This is a genomic window from Mesorhizobium sp. L-8-3 (assembly GCF_016756615.1).
In the GTDB taxonomy this organism is placed as follows: domain Bacteria; phylum Pseudomonadota; class Alphaproteobacteria; order Rhizobiales; family Rhizobiaceae.
The window spans coordinates 46,023-65,023 of record NZ_AP023262.1 but is presented as its reverse complement, the minus strand read 5'-3'; the positions used below and the strand labels follow the sequence as shown (position 1 = coordinate 65,023).

Sequence of the window (19,001 nt, the reverse complement as noted above, 5' to 3'; positions counted from 1 at the left end):
ACGATCCACAATGGTTAAGCCTGGCAAGGTGGATGAAGGAAAGGGCTTGCAGGCGGGACGTGCCTCGGGCGATCAATCCGCACCTCGTCGCTTCGCCCCGATCCCGCCACAGGTCATCGCTACCGCCACCCCATGCCTTTTCGCATCGTTTTCGCCTTGTGCATCGTTTTCCTATCCGCCTGCACGCCGCGATCGGCACCTCCGCGCGTGGAAGTGCCACGCGTGGAGGTGCCGATCGAAGCGGAGCCGCTCCCGCCCGAGATCAAGCCGCTCACGATGGAACAGGAAGAGCAGGTCGCGGGGTAGCGCGGAGCCAAGCCCTCTCGCATCACCCAGTTCAACCGGCCGCCATCGGTTGAAAAGGATTGCTCCCAACGCGGGCCCGCACCTGCGGTCCAAAGGAAGCGTTCTCGAACTGGCCTGCCGACTTCGACGCCGTCGCCGAAGAGTTCGCCGCGTCCATTGTCGAAACTGCCGATCGTCGGCGGAGACAGGCGGAAACTCCTGGTATCGGACCAAACAGATCAGCCACGCTCCGGCTGCGGGTCGTGGAGGCGCAGCGTCATGCCGCTGAAGCCGCGTGACGGTATCGACATCTGGTCGAGATTTCCGGCGCCGTCCATGACCTTCCGGTCCCGCGAAGTCGCAGGAAAAGTATTCCAGTCGGTCGAACCCTTGAGGCGTTGACCGCCCGAGAAGCCTTTGCAGTCGATCCGAAAAAGAGGAACCCACCCGGGAGCAGTTGCGTTTGCCCGCCGAGGGACAACCGAAGCGAAAGGAAAAGCCATGCGCAAAATCCTGTTTGCCTCCGTGGCCATTTCGGCCCTTACCTTGGGCGCCTACGCTCAGGAAGCGCCCGTACAGTCGCCCAATGCTCCTGCCGCCGAGAGAGCGATGGACGACATGACGACCCAGAGCACCAATCCCAGAGTGGACGCCGGCGTCGCGGTCGGCGGCACGGCCGGTGCCGTGACCGGCGCTGTCGTCGCTGGCCCGGTCGGAGCGGTGGTTGGCGGCTTTGCCGGCGCCATGCTCGGCTCCGCCACGGCGGTTCCGGACCCGGCGGTCGACTATGTGGTGGCGCACCCGACCCGGCAGGTCGTCATCGAGGGCGGCGTCAGGCCTGGCGTGGTCGTCCCCGCGGCGGTCGCGGTCACGCCGATCCCGGAATATCCGCAGTTCGGCTATTTCTACTCGGAGGGTCGGCCCGTCGTCGTCTCTCTCGAGAACCGCGAGATGCTCTACTCGCCGGGTTACGTCGTGCGTGACGAGGCGATCGGTTATGTCCGCGCCAATCCGAGCGATCCCGTGGTCATCGAGCGCGGCGCAACGGTTGGCACGATCGTGCCCGAGACCGTCCGGCTCGTCGAGATCCCCGCCGATCCGGCCTATGGCTATGTCTACACGGACGAAGGCCCTGTTGTCGTCAATCGCGGCAGCCGCACAGTCGTCTGGGTCCAGAACCAGTAGCACTTAGGGTCAGAAAAGGCCGGCCTGGCCCAACCGGGCCGGCCTTCCTCGCATCGTGAAGCTGCTGTAAGGGCGTGCGGCAAGACCACGTCGCGACGGAACGGCAGCAGAAATGAACGTCATCTCCCAGGAGCAGCCGGCATTTTTCCTGGGCATCGACACCGGCGGAACCTACACCGATGCGGTGCTGTGGTCGGAGGCGACAGGCGTCGCCGCCAAGGCCAAGGCGCTGACAACCCGGCACGACCTCGCGGTCGGCATATCGGGTGCGGTGGATGCAGTGCTCGACAAGGCCGGCGTCGATCCGACAGCCGTCAAGCTGGTGTCGATGTCCACGACCCTTGCCACCAACGCCCTGGTCGAAGGACAGGGCGGGCGCGTCGCGCTGGTCATGATCGGTTTCTCCGAGGCCGATCTCGCCCGCGACGGGCTGCAGAGGGCGCTCGGCACGGATCCCGTCATCTTCTGCCCCGGCGGACACGACGTCCACGGCAACGCCCAGCCGCTCGATCTCGGCGCGCTCGAGGAAGCGCTGCCGCAACTCGCCGGCAGCGTCTCGGGTTTCGCCGTCTGCGCCTATTTCGCCACCCGCAATCCCGCCCATGAGTTGGCGGCGCGCACACTCATCCGCGAGCGGACCGGCCTGCCCGTCACCGCCAGCCACGAACTCTCGGCCAAGCTCGGCGGCCCGCGCCGCGCCCTGACGACCTTGTTCAACGCCCGCCTGATCTCGATGATCGACAGGCTCGCCGCAGCGACCGAGGGCTTCCTGGAAAAGCGCGGCATCGCGGCGCCGCTGATGGTCGTGCGCGGCGACGGCGCCCTGGTTTCGGCAGCCTTCGCGAGGCAGCGGCCGATCGAGACGATCCTGTCCGGCCCGGCCGCCAGCCTCGTCGGCGCCCGTCACATGACAGGGCTCGACGACGCCGTGGTCTCCGATATCGGGGGCACGACGACCGACGTCGCGGTGCTCGACGGCGGCCGGCCGCGCCTCGACCCCGAAGGAGCCACGGTCGGTGGCTTCCGCACCATGGTCGAGGCTGTCGCCATGCGCACCTTCGGGCTCGGTGGCGATTCCGAGATATCGCTGGAGGATGGTGGGCTGACGCCGCGCATCCTGCTCGGGCCGCGCCGCCTGGTGCCGCTGGCACTGGCGGGCATGGCGCATGCCGATGTGGTGATCCCCGAGCTCGAGCGGCAGCTGCGCGCGCCCAATCCCGGCCGCATGGACGGACGTTTCGCGCTACGCACCGGTGTTCCCGACCGTCTCGCAGCCGGCCTGACCGGGCCGGAAGCCAAGCTCTTCGGGACGATCACGGCGACGCCGCAGCCGCTCGACAGGCTGCTTGCCTCGACCGCGCAGAATGCGACGCTCGCCCGGCTGGTAACGCGCGGCCTCGTTCATGTCCTGGGCTTCACGCCGTCAGACGCCGCGCACACGCTCGGCCGACAGGCCAACTGGAACAGGGACGCAGCGCGGCTCGGCGCCGAGCTTTTCGCCCGAAGGCGCGACGGTCGCGGCCAGCCGATCGCGAAGTCTCCGGAGGCGATTTCGGAACGCGTGCTCGCTGCACTGACCCGCTTCTCCGCCGAGGTCATCCTGGAGACCGCTTTCGCCGAGGACGGTCTCGACGGGGCCGCGACGGTCGCTCATGCGCTCGTCCAGCGCGCGGTCGACGGCCATGACGGCATCGCGCGGCTGACGGTCGCGCTCGACCGGCCGGTCATCGGTCTCGGCGCTTCGGCGCCTCTGCACTATGCCGGCCTGCCCCCGCTCGTCGGCAATAGTTGTTTGGTGCCGGACGACACCGATGTCGCCAATGCGCTCGGCGCGGTGGTCGGCCAGGTGCGCGTCTCGGCCGAGGCGCGCGTCAGCCAGCCCAAGGAAGGCCTGTTCCGCATCAGCGCCGGCGATCTCGTCAAGGATTTCCTGGATGAGGACGAGGCGCTGGCCGCCGCCGAGGCGGAGATCCGGCGGCTCGTCGCAGGCAAGGCGGGTGCGGCCGGCACCGACACGGCAGAGATCACGATGGATCGCGACATCAAGAGCGCGACCGTCGAAGGGCAGCGCACCTTCATCGAGGCGATCCTCGTCGCGACAGCGAGCGGCAGGCCGCGTATCGCGGCCTGAAGTTCAGCCTGACCGGCACGTTTCGATCCAAGGCGACGCGCAGTGTCCTTTCCGGCACAATCCGGATCGAGGTAGATGGATCAGAGCTGGATCAGGAAGTCGCGTATCTCGACACGTCGCACCAGCGCCCGGCGCCCCAAGCGCGGTGGCCTGAAGCCGGCGGCCGACAGGCCCCAAATCATTCCTGGTCGGAGGCCCTTGAGCCTTAGGATGAATTGACCGCGCATCCTTCCCATGTAAAAGGCCGGCAAACCGAAATGCCGATCCCGACCTGTGGAGAAGAATTGATGAGCGACCGTGTCGAGACTGCCGGCCTGAAGGTCGCGCGCGAGCTGCGTGACTTCGTGGAGAGGGAGGCGCTGCCGGGGACGGGCGTCGAGGCGGCGGCGTTCTGGCAGGCGTTTGCGGCGATCGTGCACGATCTGGCGCCGAAGAACCGGGCGCTGCTGGCCAGGCGCGACGCGCTGCAGGAGAAGATCGACGGCTGGTACCGGGAGCATGGCGCCCCCGCCGACATGGACGCCTACAAGGCCTTCCTGTCCGGGATCGGCTATCTCGTGCCCGAAGGGCCGGCCTTCACCGTCACCACCCAGAATGTCGATCCCGAGATCGCTTCGGTCGCCGGGCCGCAGCTCGTCGTGCCGGTCATGAATGCGCGCTATGCGTTGAACGCCGCCAATGCCCGCTGGGGTTCGCTCTACGATGCGCTCTACGGCACCGATGCCATCCCCGAGACCGACGGGGCGGAGAAGGGCAAGGGCTACAATCCGGTGCGCGGCGCCAAGGTGATCCAATGGGCGCGCAACTTCCTGAACGAGGCCGTGCCGCTCGCCGGTGCACCCTGGCAGGAAGCCCGCGGCTTCGCGGTCAAGGGCGGCGCGCTTGTCGTGTCGCTCGACGGCGGCCGCACGACGGGGCTGAAGAAGCCCGAACAGTTCGCCGGCTATCTCGGCGAAGCGTCCGCCCCCGGCCAGATCCTGCTGCGCAACAACGGCATCCATGTCGAGGTGCTGATCGATGCCGGCTCCGCCATCGGCAGGGACGATCCGGCCCATATCGCCGATGTGTGGCTGGAATCGGCCATCACCACGATCATGGACTGCGAGGATTCGGTCGCCGCCGTCGATGCCGCCGACAAGGTGGTGGTTTACCGCAACTGGCTCGGCCTGATGAAGGGCGACCTTGCTGAAGAAGTGGCCAAGGCCGGCAAGACCTTCACCCGCACGCTCAATCCCGATCGCGACTACACCGGACCCGACGGCTCGCGCTTTACGCTGCGCTGCCGTTCGCTGATGCTGGTCAGGAATGTCGGCCACCTGATGGGCAATCCGGCCGTTCTCGACCGCGACGGCAACGAGGTGCCGGAAGGCATCATGGATGCCATGATCACCAGCCTGATCGCGCTGCACGACGTCGGCCCTGCCGGCCGCCGCAAGAACTCGCCGGCCGGCTCGGTCTACATCGTCAAGCCGAAGATGCACGGGCCCGACGAGGTGGCCTTCGCGGTGGAGATCTTCGGCCGGGTCGAGGCCGCGCTTGGGATGGCGCCCAACACGCTGAAGATGGGCATCATGGACGAGGAGCGGCGCACCACGGTCAACCTGAAGGAGTGCATCCGCGCGGCGAGCGAGCGGGTGGTGTTCATCAACACCGGCTTCCTCGACCGCACCGGCGACGAGATCCACACCTCGATGGAGGCCGGGCCGATGATCCGCAAGGGCGACATGAAGCAGGCGGCGTGGATTGCCGCCTATGAGGCGTGGAACGTCGACATCGGGCTGGACTGCGGGCTGTCGGGCCATGCCCAGATCGGCAAGGGCATGTGGGCGATGCCGGACCTGATGGCGGCGATGCTGGAGCAGAAGATCGCCCACCCCCGGGCCGGCGCCAACACCGCCTGGGTGCCGTCGCCGACGGCGGCGACGCTGCATGCCACGCATTACCACAAGGTCGACGTCAAGGCGGTGCAGGCGGGGCTGCGGAACAGGGCCCGGGCGAAACTCGACGACATCCTGTCGGTGCCGGTGGCGGCGCGGCCGAACTGGACGGCCGACGAGATCCAGCTCGAGCTCGACAACAACGCGCAGGGCATCCTGGGCTATGTGGTGCGCTGGATCGACCAGGGCGTGGGCTGCTCGAAGGTCCCCGACATCAACGATGTCGGGCTGATGGAGGACCGCGCGACGCTGCGCATCTCCTCCCAGCACATCGCCAACTGGCTGCATCACGGCGTGTGCGGCAAGGACCAGGTACTGGCGACGCTGAAGCGCATGGCGGCGATCGTCGACCGGCAGAATGCCGGCGACCCGCTCTACCGGCCGATGGCGCCCGACTTCGACGCCTCGATCGCCTTCCAGGCCGCCTGCGACCTCGTCTTCGAGGGCCGCATCCAGCCCAGCGGATACACCGAGCCGGTGCTGCACAGAAGGCGGCTGGAGCTGAAGGCGACGGGCAGTGCTGCCTGATAGGAAGGCATGATATCCTTTCGGCAATGATGGCGCTCTACGCTGCCCCCCTCTGTCCTGCCGGACATCTCCCCCACAAGGGGGGAGATCGGCTGTCATCGACGACGGCGCTTGTCCTGCAACGTTGGCGATTGGCGAAAGCCATGCTGCCGGCCGATCTCCCTCCTTGTGGGGGAGATGTCCGGCAGGACAGAGGGGGGCAACGTAGAGCGCTCCGCTTCAACAATGCCGTCCGCATCCAGCCTTCCGGCCGCGCGTTCCCATGAAGCTTCTTGCCGTCGATACCGCGGCCAATCTCTGCGCCGCCTGCGTCTGGGACACGGTCGCTGCCCGTGAGCTCGGCCGTTCGGTCGCGGATCTGGGCAAGGGTCATGCCGAGCGGCTCATGGCGACGATCGGCGAGGCGCTCGACGCCGGCGGAACGGACTATGCGGGTCTCGGGGCGCTCGCCGTCTCGACCGGACCCGGCTCATTCACCGGCGTTCGCGTAGGTGTCTCGACCATTCGCGGCCTCGCGCTGGCGCTGAAGCTTCCGGCGCGGGGCATCACGACGCTCGATGCGATTGCGGCCGAAACGCACGCCGCCTTCCCCGGCCGGCCGGCCATGGTGGCGATCGACGCCGGGCGCGGCGACCTCTATGTGGCAGTCTACGATGCAGCAGGCAAAATGCGCTATGATGCGGCCGTGTTGAGTTTCGCAGACGCACTCGCTCTCGCAAAGGACACGGCTCCGGTGATTTCCGGAACGGCAGCGGCCAGTCTTGCTGAAGCCGCCCTGCCGCTGGCGCTCGCCACCTGCCCGAGTTCTGCCACGGCAGATATCGCGACCTATGCGCGCCTCGCCGCTGAGCGCGGGCCTGCGTCCGAAAAGCCGAAGCCCGCCTATCTGCGCGAGCCCGACGCCAAGCCCCAGGCCGGCTTCATCCTGCCGAGATCGTCATGATGATGCGCCTTCCATTCATGCGTCCGAAGCGGCGGGATTTCTCGATCGCTCGCCTGACCGTCAAGGATACGCCGGCCATTGCGACGCTGCACCGGGAAGACTTCGTGCGGCCGTGGACCGACGACGAATTCACCGCCCTGCTCAGCCAGGACACGGTGTTCGGCTTCACCGTGCTGGAGACGGGTCGGGCGAGCGCCGGCCCGGCGGGCTTCGTGCTGGCGCGGCTGGCCGCAGGGGAGGGCGAGATCTTGACGATCGCCGTGGCGCGGGCCCATCGCCGGCAGGGCCTCGGCTGGCAGTTGATGGACGCGGTCCTGCGCGAGCTCCACTCGGAACGCGCCGAGGCTCTTTTCCTTGAGGTCGACGAAAGCAACGTGCCGGCAGTGCATCTTTATCGGCGGCTCGGCTTCCAGGAGGTGGGCAGGCGCCCAGCTTATTATCAGACCGCGGACAAGGGCCGCTCCGGCGCGCTTGTCATGCGGCGCGATCTTCGCTAGCCAGTTCATCCGGAAAAGGCAGGGAGAGGCGATGGTCGGAACGATCAGGACGTGGTTGGCGCTTCTTTGCCTTGCCATCGTCACGCCGGTCCTGGCGCTGACGCAGCTCGTGGTCATGAAGTCCGGATTCATGAACGAGCATGTCATGCCGCAACTGTGGCACAAGTTCCTGCTCAGGATCCTCGGTCTGCGGGTCCATGTGCATGGCGAGATGGCACGCAACAGACCGCTGCTGATCGCCTCCAACCACATTTCCTGGACCGACATCATCGCGCTCGGCTCGCTCGGCGGCGTGGCGTTCATCGCCAAGTCGGAGCTGAACGGCTGGCCGGTGCTCGGCTCGCTGGCGAAACTGCAGCGCACGGTGTTCGTGGAGCGGGACCGCAAGCGCAAATCGGGCGAGCAGGTGTCTGAAGTCGGCAAGCGGCTTGCCGGCAAGGAGGCGATCGTGCTTTTCGCCGAGGGAACGACCTCCGACGGCAATTTCCTGTCGCCGTTCAAGAGCACGCTCTTTGCGGCCGCCGATATCGCGCTGACCGACGGCGGTGCCGAGAAGATGTATATCCAGCCCGTCGCGATCGCCTATACGCGCCTTCACGGCCTGCCCATGGGCCGGCGCCACCGCGTGATCGCCTCGTGGATCGGCGACGCCGACCTTGTGCCCCATGTCGGCCGGCTCCTGCGCGAAGGGGCGATCGATGTCCATGTCCGGTTCGGGGAGGCGGTCGAATATACGTCCGAGAGCAACCGCAAGCAGGCCGCGCGCCAGGCGCAGCAGGCGGTCCGCGCCATGATGATCGAGGCGCTGCACCATCCTTGAGGCCGTCGCCGACCAGAGCGCCGCGCGCCTTCGGGGCGTGAAGGACGCCCTGCCGGCATTGGCTTCGCTGCCTGAATCGGACGCCACAAAGCGTCTGTCCTTTGTCATCGAGAAGCGCTAAAAGCCGCGGAATGGAACTCGACCAGATTGGGGAGCGCGGCGCCGCTGACGCGGTGGACCTGCCTCAGGCAAGCCCGGCGGCGACACGCAAGGTCTTCGTCAAGACCTATGGCTGCCAGATGAACGTCTATGACAGCCAGCGCATGTCCGACGCGCTGGCCGCCGACGGCTATTCCCGGACCGATGCGATGGAGGACGCCGACCTCGTCCTTCTCAACACCTGCCATATTCGCGAGAAGGCGGCCGAGAAGGTCTATTCCGAGCTCGGCCGCATCCGCCGGCTGAAGACGGAACGCGAACGCGCCGGCCGCGAGATGATGATCGGCGTCACCGGCTGCGTGGCGCAGGCCGAAGGCCAGGAGATCATCCGGCGCGCGCCCGTCGTCGACCTTGTCGTCGGTCCCCAGACATATCACCGGCTGCCCGAGGTGGTGCGCAAGGCGCGCGGCGGCGCGAAAGTCGTCGAGACCGATTATGCAATCGAGGACAAGTTCGAGCATCTGCCGCAGCCGAAACGCTCGGAAGTCGCCAGGCGCGGCGTGACCGCCTTCCTCACCGTGCAGGAAGGCTGCGACAAGTTCTGCACTTTCTGCGTGGTTCCCTATACGAGGGGCTCCGAAGTTTCGCGGCCGGTGTCGCAGATCCTGGCCGAGGCTGAACGGCTCGCCGCCGCCGGCGTGCGTGAGGTGACGCTGCTCGGACAGAACGTCAACGCCTGGCACGGCGCGGGGCCGGACGGCAAGGAATGGGGCCTCGGCCGCCTGCTGCATCGCCTCGCGGAGATCCCCGGGCTGGCGCGGCTGCGCTACACGACCAGCCATCCGCGTGACATGGATGACGAGCTCATCGCGGCGCATCGCGACCTGGAAGCGCTGATGCCCTATCTGCACCTGCCGGTGCAGGCCGGTTCGGACCGCGTGCTGAAGGCGATGAACCGCCGTCATACAGCCGCCGACTATCTCAGGCTCATCGACCGGATTCGCGCCGCGCGCCCCGACATCGCCATGTCGGGCGACTTCATCGTCGGTTTTCCCGGCGAGACCGATGCCGATTTCGAGGAGACGCTCGCCGTGGTGCGAAAGGTGCGCTATGCGCAGGCCTTCTCGTTCAAATATTCGCCGCGTCCGGGCACGCCCGGCGCCGAGATGAAGGACCATGTCCCGGAGCATGTGAAGGACGAGCGCCTCCAGCGGCTTCAGGCGCTGCTCGCCGAGCATCAGCAGGAATTCGCGGCCGGCCTGGTGGGAAGAACCATGTCGACCCTGATCGAAAAACCCGGCCGCCAGCCCGGCCAGCGGGTCGGCCGCTCGCCCTGGCTGCAGCCGGTGATTGTTGATGAAAAGGCCGGTGAAATCGGTGACATTGTGTCGGTGCGAATCATGCGGGCGGGCCCCAACAGCCTGTTCGCCGATCAGGCCGCGCCGACGCGGTCGTAGTTGAGGAGAGGCGGTTGAGCGCTACCGAACTGAAGAACGTGTCCTCCGGGGCATCGGACATGGCGCATATCGTTCTGACCTTCGACAACAACAAGCTCGCCAGCGCCCTTTACGGCCAGTTCGACGAGAATCTCGCCCGGCTGGAGCAGAAGCTCGGTGTCGACATCCGCTCGCGCGGCAACCAGCTCACCATCAAGGGCAGTCCGACGACGGCCGAGCAGGCGCGCCGCGCGCTCGATCACCTCTACGCCATCCTGCAGAAGGGGGCGGATCTGGCGCAGTCGGACGTCGATGGGGCGGTGCGCATGGCGATCGCGGCCGACGACCAGCTGACCCTGCCGACGCTGGAGCGCAAGGGCCGGATGGCGGCGGCCCAGATCGCCACCCGCAAGAAGACGATCTATGCGCGCTCGCTGAACCAGGACGCCTATATGCGGGCGCTGGAACGCTCGGAGCTGGTCTTCGGCATCGGCCCGGCGGGTACCGGCAAGACCTATCTGGCCGTCGCCCATGCCGCGATGCTGCTCGAGCGCGGCCTGGTGGAGCGCATCATCCTGTCGCGTCCCGCGGTCGAGGCGGGCGAGCGGCTGGGCTTCCTGCCGGGCGACATGAAGGAGAAGGTCGACCCTTACCTGCGGCCGCTCTACGACGCGCTCTACGACATGATGCCGGGCGACAAGGTGGAGCGGGCGATCACCGCCGGCGTCATCGAGATCGCGCCGCTCGCCTTCATGCGCGGCCGCACGCTGGCGCACGCCGCCGTCATCCTCGATGAGGCGCAGAACACCACGCCGATGCAGATGAAGATGTTCCTGACCCGGCTCGGCGAGAACTCGCGCATGATCGTGACCGGCGATCCCACGCAGATCGACCTGCCGGTGAACACCAAGTCCGGCCTGGTCGAGGCACTGCGCGTGCTGGACGGCGTCGCGGGGATCGTCACCGTCCGCTTCAACGAGAAGGACGTCGTCCGTCATCCGCTCGTCGCCGAGATCGTGTCCGCTTACGATCGCGACGCCAAGATGGCCCGCGGGCTCGGAGCGACGGACAACTGATATGATCCGGTCATGACTGGAACGACCGCCGCGGCGAAAGCCGTACCGCTTGTCGCCATCGATCTCCTGGTCGAGGCGGGTGTGTGGCCGCCCGAGGGCGAGCTCGAACGACTGGCCCGCAGGGCGATCGATGCGGTGCTGACCGAGGCCGGCGTCTCTGCCGTCCAGCCCTCGGAACTCAGCCTGGTGTTTTCCGACGACGCCGGCATCCGCGAGCTCAATGCTGGCTGGCGCGGCAAGGACAAGCCGACCAACGTGCTGTCCTTTCCGGCCTTTCCGGTGCGGCCCGGCGACCCGCTGCCCCCGATGCTCGGCGACATAGTCCTGGCTGCCGAAACGATTTCCCGCGAGGCCGGCCTCGAAGAGAAGCCGTTCGAGCACCATCTCATTCACCTGGTCATCCATGGCTTCCTCCATCTCGTCGGCTATGATCACGAGACCGAGGACGAGGCCGAGACGATGGAGGCCATGGAACGGCGGGCATTGGCGAGACTTGCCATTCCCGATCCCTATGCTTAACAGGAAGAGGCGCATCAAGCCGGACGACGATGAACGAAAATCTCAAGACTGCCGCGGCCCCCGAAGCGGGTGAGACCAAGGCGTCGGCCCAGAAGGACGAGGGCCCGAGTAGTACCGCCGGGCAGCAGGCCGATCGGCCTACGCTGCTCGAACGCATGATGGGCTTCTTCCGTCAACGGAACGGCTCCAACCTGCGCGAGGATCTCGCCGACGCCCTGGCCGAAAGCGGGTCCGACGAAGCCGACTTCTCCGCCGGCGAGCGGGCCATGCTCAACAACATCCTGCGGCTGCGCGAGGTCCGGGTCGAGGACGTCATGGTGCCGCGGGCCGACGTAGAGGCCGTGGAGATCTCGATCACGCTCGGCGACCTGCTCAATGTCTTCGAGGAATCGGGCCACTCGCGCATGCCGGTCTATGCCGAGACGCTCGACGACCCCCGTGGCATGGTCCATATCCGCGACGTCGTCGCCCACATCACCAAGCAGGCCCGGGTCAAGCGGGGCCGCGTGTCCAAGAAGGCCGAGACGGCGCCCAAGGTGCTCGACCTGGCCAATGTCGACCTGAGCCGCACCATCGGCGAGCTCAACCTCATGCGCACCGTGCTTTTCGTGCCGCCTTCGATGCTTGCGTCCGACCTGATGGCGCGAATGCAGGCCTCGCGCACACAGATGGCGCTGGTCATCGACGAGTATGGCGGTACGGACGGGCTGGTCTCGCTCGAAGACATCGTCGAGATGGTCGTCGGCGACATCGAGGACGAGCATGACGACGACGAGCCGCTGATCACCCAGGCCGGGGAAGGTGTCTTCATCGTCGACGGCAAGGCCGAGATCGAGGATGTGGAGAAGATGATCGGCGAGGCGTTCAAGCCTGGCGAGCATGGCGAGACCGTCGATACGATCGGCGGTATGATCTTCAACACGCTGGGTCGCGTGCCGGCCCGGGGCGAGGTCGTGCATCCGATCCCGGGCTTCGAATTCCATGTGCTCGACGCCGATCCGAGACGCGTGAAGCGGGTGCGCATCGTCAGCGACCAGAAGGCCGAACGGCGCCGGCGCGCCGCCCAGGCCGTCTCCAACGAGGGCTGACGTCCGCGTAGCGTGCAGAGACCAAAGGCCGCACGGTCTCTCTTGAGGCCCGGGCCGAAGGCCGGCGCCAAATCCGAAGGCTATACAGGGAGATAGGCTGCAGCCGCCGGGTTCCTCGGTGCCGGCGGCCGAGTGGCTTGGCGCGTTGGAACGGGCTCCCCGGCCTGATACACCCATATCCGGGTGATTCTCGTTACTTGGGCAGCCGCATGGAAAGCCTTGCCGGCAGGACGATATTGCTTTGGGGGTGGCGCCGCACGCTTGCGGCGTTTTTGGCGGGCGGCTTCGCGGTCCTGTCCGTCGCGCCCTACGATTTCTTCGCGGTCTGCTTCGTCTCGTTCCCCGTGCTGGTCTGGTTGCTCGACGGGGCGACCGTCGAGGCGCCGGCAACCTTGCTGCGCCGGCTCCAGCCGGCATTCGCGATCGGCTGGTGGTTCGGCTTTGGCTATTTCGTGTTCGGGCTCTGGTGGGTCGGCACCGCGATGCTGGTCGAGGCGGACAGCTTCGCTTGGGCGATCCCCATCGCGGTCCTCCTGCTGCCTGCGATCCTCGCCGTCTTCTATGGCGCCGCGACGGCGCTCGCCCGGCTGTTCTGGACCGACGATATAGGGCGGATCGCCTCGCTCGCCGCAGCCTTCGGCGTCATCGAATGGCTGCGCACGTTCCTCTTCACCGGCTTTCCCTGGAATCCGGTCGGCTATGCGGCGATGCCGGTGCCGCTTCTCATGCAGTCGGTGTCGGTCATCGGCACCCCTGGTGTGAATGCGCTCGCCGTCTTCGTCTTCGCCATGCCTGCCTTGCTTGCGGGCAAACGGCACAGGGCGTTCGGCTTGTCGCTCGCCGCGATCCTGATCGCCGCGCATGCGGGCTTCGGCTACTGGCGGCTTGCCAGCGCGGATGCCGGGGCGGGGCAGACCCTCGCCGTCCGTATCGTGCAGCCCTCCATCGACCAGGCGCAGAAGCTCGACGACAAGGCGCGGGACGACATCTTCAGGGCTTTGCTGCAGCTTTCGGCACGCCCCCCGGAAGCCGGCGCGCCCGCACCGCAGCTCATCCTGTGGCCCGAGACCTCGGTTCCCTTCCTCTTCGCGGAGCGTCCCGACGCGCTGGTCGCCATGGGCGAGCTTCTCGGCGACGGCCAGATGCTGATCGCCGGTGCCGTCCGCGAGGAGGACGGGCGCGGCGCGGCGGGTGGTCCGCGCTATTACAACTCCGTCGTGGCGATCAACTCGGCCGGCGAGATCGTCGACGCCGTCGACAAGATACATCTCGTGCCGGGCGGCGAATATCTGCCGTTCGAAAATCTCTTCGCGCGTCTCGGGATCGACAGCATCGTGCCGATGCCGATGAGCTTCTCGGCCGGAAGCGAGCGTCATCCGATCGCGCTTCCCGGCGGGCAGAAGGCCGCGCCCTTTATCTGCTACGAGATCATTTTCCCGGAACTCGTATCCTCCGGCGTGACCGGTGCCAGCCTGATCGTCAATCTCACCAATGATGCCTGGTTCGGCGACACGCCGGGTCCGTATCAGCATTTCCGCCAGGCCCAGATCCGCGCCGTCGAGACCGGCAGGACGCTGCTGCGCGCCGCCAACAGCGGCATCTCCGCCGTCGTCGACCCAAAGGGTCGCGTCCTCGATGCACTCGCCATTAACGCTCGCGGAACTTTGGACCTTTCGGTGGAAATTGAGGCCCCCTATGGTTTGCCCTTGGGGAGGCCTTCGACCAACGGCTTCGCAGTTGTCATCCTGCTTGCTGCGATTGCCTGTGGGTTGTGGGCGAGACAACGGCTACGTGTCGATTGACAGTGCATATATTAGAAATTCATATTATATTGGCTTTACCTCGTGTCGGTCGGTCGCGATGAGATTGGGCGATGGATTCGGAGCCGATGGACAGGGGCGCAAAACATAGACAAGCCGCGAAAACGGCGAGGAAAAAATGATAGAAAATAAGAAGAAGCCTAACCCGATCGACGTGCACGTCGGAAGCCGTATCAGGCTCCGCCGCAATATGCTGGGGATGAGTCAGGAGAAGCTCGGTGAAAACCTCGGCATTACCTTCCAGCAGATCCAGAAATACGAGAAAGGCACGAATCGGGTCGGCGCGAGCAGGCTGCAGGCCATCGCATCGATACTGAGCGTGCCCGTGTCCTTCTTCTTCGAGGATGCCCCGGGCCAAATTGGCGAAGCGAAGGGACTCGCGGAGGATGCCACGACCTTCGTGGTCGATTTTCTGAACAGCACGGAAGGCATCCAGCTGAACCGCGCCTTTGCCCGGATCTCGCAGCCGAAGGTACGGCGCAAGATCATCGATCTGGTCAAGGCGTTGGCCGAGGAAGACGTCGAATAGCCGTACCCCGGTTCGGTTCCGGGGGCGGCGACATCACTGCACGAAACCATGCGGCCTCGCAGCCTTGCGCGGGCGAGGATTGTGCTTCGCCCGGACGATATGTCATGGTTCCCTTGACGGTCCCGTCTTGACGGGATCGATCGGCATTGGCTACACCGTCCACCGCCTTGGATCGACGCTTCTGTCGGTCCTTTTTCAAGAGGGGACACCCGTGTCGCGGCAAGACTATCTCTTCACCAGCGAATCCGTCTCGGAAGGCCACCCGGACAAGGTTTGCGACCGCATTTCCGATGAAATCGTCGATCTGGTCTATCGAGAGGCCAAAAAGGCCGGCATGAACCCGTGGGATGTGCGCGTCGCCTGCGAGACGCTCGCCACCACCAACCGCGTCGTCATCGCCGGCGAGGTGCGTGTGCCGCACACGCTGCTGAAGAAGGACAAGGACGGCAAGATCCTTCAGGACGGGAAGGGGCATCCGGTCATCAATCCCTCGAAGTTCCGTTCGGTGGCGCGCCGCGCGATCCGCGACATCGGTTACGAACAGGACGGCTTCCACTGGAAGACCGCCAAGATCGACGTCCTTCTGCATGCCCAGTCCGCCGACATCGCGCAGGGCGTCGACAAGGCCCAGGACGCCAATGCCGAGGGCGCCGGCGACCAGGGCATCATGTTCGGCTATGCCTGCCGCGAAACGCCGGATCTGATGCCGGCTCCGATCTACTACAGCCACAAGGTGCTCGAACTGCTTTCGGGCGCCCGCCGCGCCGGCAGGGGCGATGCAGGCAAGCTCGGACCCGACGCCAAGAGCCAGGTCACGGTGCGCTATGTCGGGGGCAAGCCCGCCGAGGTCACCCAGATCGTGCTGTCGACCCAGCATCTCGACGCGGGCTGGGATTCCAAGAAGGTCCGCAGCGTCGTGGAACCCTATATCCGCGAGGCCCTGGGCGACCTGAAGATCGCTTCGAACTGCGCCTGGTACATCAATCCGACCGGCAAGTTCGTGATCGGCGGCCCCGACGGCGACGCCGGCCTCACCGGCCGCAAGATCATCGTCGACACCTATGGTGGTGCGGCACCCCATGGCGGCGGCGCCTTCTCCGGCAAGGACACCACCAAGGTGGACCGTTCGGCGGCCTATGCCGCGCGCTACCTCGCCAAGAACGTCGTTGCCGCCAAGCTTGCCGACCGCTGCACCATCCAGCTCTCCTACGCGATCGGCGTGGCCCAGCCGCTGTCGATCTATGTCGATCTGCACGGCACCGGCAAGGTCGACGAGGCGACGCTCGAAGGGGCGCTGCGCGAAGTGATGGACCTGTCGCCGTCGGGCATCCGGCGGCATCTGGATCTCAACAAGCCGATCTATGCCAAGACCACCGCCTATGGCCATTTCGGCCGCAAGCCGGGGCGTGACGGTTCCTTCGCGTGGGAACGGACGGACCTGGCGAAGGCGCTCAAGGATGCGATCGCCAGGGAGGCCGTGGCAGCCTGATCGGAGGCATGACCAGCGATGACGGCCGAACGGCGCAGCCGGTCAACGGAGGCGTTCTTCGGCCGCCGTCGCGGCAAGACGATCCGCGCACTTCCGGCGGCGGCTCTCGAAGCCGGTCTGCCTCGATTGAGGGTGGAACTCGGCGTACCGGCCCCGGCGCGCCTGGGGGAACTGTTCTCCGCCGAGGTTTCTTCCGTCCGGCTGGAGATAGGCTTCGGCGGCGGCGAGCACCTTCTGTCGGAGGCGACACGCCATCCCGACACAGGCTTCATCGGCGTGGAGCCCTTCGTCAACGGCATGGCCAAACTGATGATGGCCCTCGACGAACGGCCGCTGCCGAATATCCGCGTCCATGACGACGACGCGACCCGGCTTCTCGACTGGTTGCCGGATGCCAGCCTCTCCGGGATCGATCTTCTCTATCCGGACCCATGGCCGAAGAAACGCCATTGGAAGCGCCGTTTCGTCGGCCAGACCAATCTGACGCGTTTCGCCCGCGTGCTGAAGCCGGGCGGACTGTTCCGTTTCGCGTCCGACATCGACAGCTACGTCAACTGGACCTTGCTCCATTGCCGTGCTCATGGTGCGTTCGAATGGCAGGCCGCATGGTCGAGCGACTGGCACGAGCCCTATGAAGGCTGGCCAGGCACGCGCTACGAAGCCAAGGCGATCCGCGAAGGCCGGCGGCCCGCCTATCTGACATTCGTCCGAAGATAACGCCTCCCGATCCTTGTTGAGAAGATGGGCGGCGCAACGATGCCGGACGGCGAGCATCGGTCCTGCATCGACCGTGGTCAGTCGCCATCTGCGCCGCAGGGTGCCAGCGCGTGTATCTGCAAACAACATGACAGCGCCTGGACTGATCCACCCATGGCACAGCATAGCCAGCGACGATAGCACTGTGATATCTTGGCGAGGCGCGTCGCCGTTGGGAAACTGTCGTTCCCGTGCGGCCCGACAATCGCGCAAGCGCTCAGTGTGCAGCCGCGGGTCTCAACCCGATGAACAAGTAGCCGCGGATCATGGAACTTGTCGTCGCCATTGGCCTGATCGTCTTCAAGGTCGCGTTGCTGATTGCGATCCTGCTGCTGCTGCCCTTGCCGCTGACCTGGCTGGAACGCAAGATCGCCGGGCACATGCAGCAACGGATGGGGCCGATGCGCGTGGGGTGGCACGGGCTGCTGCAGCCGGTGGCGGACGGGATCAAGCTCCTGACCAAGGAGGACCACATCCCGGCCGAGGCCGACCGTTTCCTGTTCAAACTGGCGCCGATCCTGGCGCTGGCCCCGCCCTTCGTGGTGTTCGTCGCGATCCCCTTCGGCGAGACCGTCTCGGTCCTCGGCGCCGAGATCACGCTCTACGTCTCCGACATGAACGTGGCGCTCCTTTTCGTCTTCGCGGTGATCGGGATCGAGGTCTATGGCGTCATCTTCGGCGGCTGGGCCGCGAACAGCAAATACGCGGTCCTGGGCAGCCTGAGGACCTGCGCGCAGATGATCAGCTACGAGATCCCCATGGGGTTCGCGGTCATCGGCGTGGTGATGCTGGCGCAGTCCATGAGCCTGCTCGACATCGTGCGGGCGCAGGCCGATGTCTGGAATATCGTCTACCAGCCGGTAGGGTTCTTCGTGTTCTTCGTCGCCGGGCTGGCCGAAGCGCAGCGCATTCCCTTCGACCTGGCGGAAGCGGAGGGCGATCTGGGGGCCGGATTCCATACCGAATACAGCGGCATCCGCTTCGCATTCTTCATGGTCAGCGAATACGCGATCATGCTGCTCGTGTCCGTACTGGCGGTGATCCTGTTCTTCGGCGGCTGGAACGGCGTGCTGATCCCCTTGCCGCCGCTTCTCTGGTTTGCGCTAAAGGTCGCGTTCTTCCTCTATCTGTTCATGTGGTTCCGTTTCACTTTCCCGCGCTACCGCTACGACCAACTCATGGCGATCGGGTGGAAAGTCTTGCTTCCGCTGTCACTCGCGAACATAATCATAACCGGTGTTGCTTTCCTTTAAGGGCCGTAGCGGCTCGGTAGCGAGGCGGCGATGTCGCACGCACCGGATAGAAGTGGAACATGGATCGGCTGGGCGTTCTTCGCCGATCTGGGGAGCGCGCTGGCGCTGACCTTCGGCTACATGTTCTCCAGATCCGTGACCATGCAGTATCCGGACAAGGAAAAGTGGCTGCCCTATTCCCGTTATCGCGGGCATCATTTCCTCAAGCGCGACGAAGAGGGCGAGATCAAATGCGTGGCCTGCGAACTCTGCGCGCGGATTTGTCCCTGCTATTGCATTGAAGTCGTCCCCTACGAGGACGAGAAGGGCAACCGACGCCCGGCAAAATTCGAGATCGACATGGCCCGTTGCCTGTTCTGCGGGCTCTGCGAGGACGCCTGCCCCGCGGACGCGATCGCCCTTGGCCAACAGTATGAGTTCTCGAGCTTTTCCTCGCGTGACCTGGTCGTCGGACGTGACGATCTGCTCGCCAAGCCGGGCAAGGCGGCAACCGGCGGCGGCGTGGTGGCCGCGCGTCTGAACACCGAACGGGACGTGCTGGTCGAGACGAGCGAGCCGGAGGGATACAACTGGTGGCGGAATATCCGCCGAACTTGAACGCGCGCCAGCC

At 65.9% G+C, this 19,001-nt stretch carries 16 protein-coding genes; all 16 read left to right on the top strand.

What is annotated here, in order from left to right; genetic code table 11:
• Nucleotides 1–786: 786 nt before the first annotated feature.
• The 16 genes from JN302_RS00295 to JN302_RS00220 all read left to right on the top strand — a co-directional run bounded on the left by JN302_RS00295 (nt 787) and on the right by JN302_RS00220 (nt 18,988).
• A complete protein-coding gene (locus JN302_RS00295; RefSeq protein ID WP_202331202.1) occupies nt 787–1,470 on the top strand; it encodes a DUF1236 domain-containing protein in 684 nt (227 codons plus the stop codon).
• 112 nt (nt 1,471–1,582) lie between these two features.
• Complete coding sequence (locus JN302_RS00290; protein WP_202331201.1) at nt 1,583–3,601, top strand: hydantoinase/oxoprolinase family protein; 2,019 nt, start codon at nt 1,583–1,585, stop codon at nt 3,599–3,601.
• Between the two features lie 287 nt (nt 3,602–3,888).
• Nucleotides 3,889–6,066, top strand: a complete 2,178-nt coding sequence (locus JN302_RS00285) for a malate synthase G (protein ID WP_202331200.1) — start codon at nt 3,889–3,891, stop codon at nt 6,064–6,066.
• Nucleotides 6,067–6,328: 262 nt separating this feature from the next.
• Complete coding sequence (gene tsaB, locus JN302_RS00280) at nt 6,329–7,009, top strand: tRNA (adenosine(37)-N6)-threonylcarbamoyltransferase complex dimerization subunit type 1 TsaB (RefSeq protein ID WP_202309558.1); 681 nt, start codon at nt 6,329–6,331, stop codon at nt 7,007–7,009.
• Between the two features lie 2 nt (nt 7,010–7,011).
• Entirely contained in the window at nt 7,012–7,506 is a 495-nt protein-coding gene (gene rimI, locus JN302_RS00275) for a ribosomal protein S18-alanine N-acetyltransferase (RefSeq protein WP_202314415.1), read from the top strand.
• A gap of 31 nt (nt 7,507–7,537) precedes the next feature.
• Nucleotides 7,538–8,326: a lysophospholipid acyltransferase family protein gene (locus JN302_RS00270; RefSeq protein ID WP_202309557.1), complete on the top strand. Its 789-nt coding sequence runs from the start codon at nt 7,538–7,540 to the stop codon at nt 8,324–8,326.
• A gap of 131 nt (nt 8,327–8,457) precedes the next feature.
• The gene (miaB, locus tag JN302_RS00265) at nt 8,458–9,882 is read left to right on the top strand and encodes a tRNA (N6-isopentenyl adenosine(37)-C2)-methylthiotransferase MiaB (protein ID WP_202309556.1); all 1,425 of its coding nucleotides are present in this window, start codon (nt 8,458–8,460) and stop codon (nt 9,880–9,882) included.
• 59 nt (nt 9,883–9,941) lie between these two features.
• Nucleotides 9,942–10,937 carry a PhoH family protein gene (locus JN302_RS00260; RefSeq protein WP_446720782.1) on the top strand — a complete coding sequence of 332 codons (996 nt, stop codon included), beginning with the start codon at nt 9,942–9,944 and terminating at the stop codon, nt 10,935–10,937.
• Between the two features lie 12 nt (nt 10,938–10,949).
• Nucleotides 10,950–11,456 carry an rRNA maturation RNase YbeY gene (gene ybeY, locus JN302_RS00255; protein ID WP_202309554.1) on the top strand — a complete coding sequence of 169 codons (507 nt, stop codon included), beginning with the start codon at nt 10,950–10,952 and terminating at the stop codon, nt 11,454–11,456.
• A gap of 29 nt (nt 11,457–11,485) precedes the next feature.
• The gene (locus JN302_RS00250) at nt 11,486–12,544 is read left to right on the top strand and encodes a hemolysin family protein (RefSeq protein WP_202309553.1); all 1,059 of its coding nucleotides are present in this window, start codon (nt 11,486–11,488) and stop codon (nt 12,542–12,544) included.
• Nucleotides 12,545–12,753: 209 nt separating this feature from the next.
• Complete coding sequence (lnt, locus tag JN302_RS00245) at nt 12,754–14,346, top strand: apolipoprotein N-acyltransferase (protein ID WP_202331199.1); 1,593 nt, start codon at nt 12,754–12,756, stop codon at nt 14,344–14,346.
• Between the two features lie 136 nt (nt 14,347–14,482).
• Nucleotides 14,483–14,893, top strand: a complete 411-nt coding sequence (locus JN302_RS00240; RefSeq protein ID WP_202309551.1) for a helix-turn-helix domain-containing protein — start codon at nt 14,483–14,485, stop codon at nt 14,891–14,893.
• 211 nt (nt 14,894–15,104) lie between these two features.
• Nucleotides 15,105–16,382, top strand: coding sequence for a methionine adenosyltransferase (gene metK, locus JN302_RS00235; RefSeq protein WP_202331198.1), 1,278 nt, complete (start codon nt 15,105–15,107; stop codon nt 16,380–16,382).
• 18 nt (nt 16,383–16,400) lie between these two features.
• Nucleotides 16,401–17,099 (top strand): tRNA (guanine(46)-N(7))-methyltransferase TrmB, encoded by a 699-nt coding sequence (trmB, locus tag JN302_RS00230; protein WP_202331197.1) that lies wholly within the window; start codon nt 16,401–16,403, stop codon nt 17,097–17,099.
• 305 nt (nt 17,100–17,404) lie between these two features.
• Nucleotides 17,405–18,391, top strand: a complete 987-nt coding sequence (gene nuoH / locus JN302_RS00225; protein WP_202309548.1) for an NADH-quinone oxidoreductase subunit NuoH — start codon at nt 17,405–17,407, stop codon at nt 18,389–18,391.
• Nucleotides 18,392–18,421: 30 nt separating this feature from the next.
• Nucleotides 18,422–18,988, top strand: coding sequence for an NADH-quinone oxidoreductase subunit I (locus JN302_RS00220; RefSeq protein ID WP_202309547.1), 567 nt, complete (start codon nt 18,422–18,424; stop codon nt 18,986–18,988).
• Nucleotides 18,989–19,001: the final 13 nt, after the last annotated feature.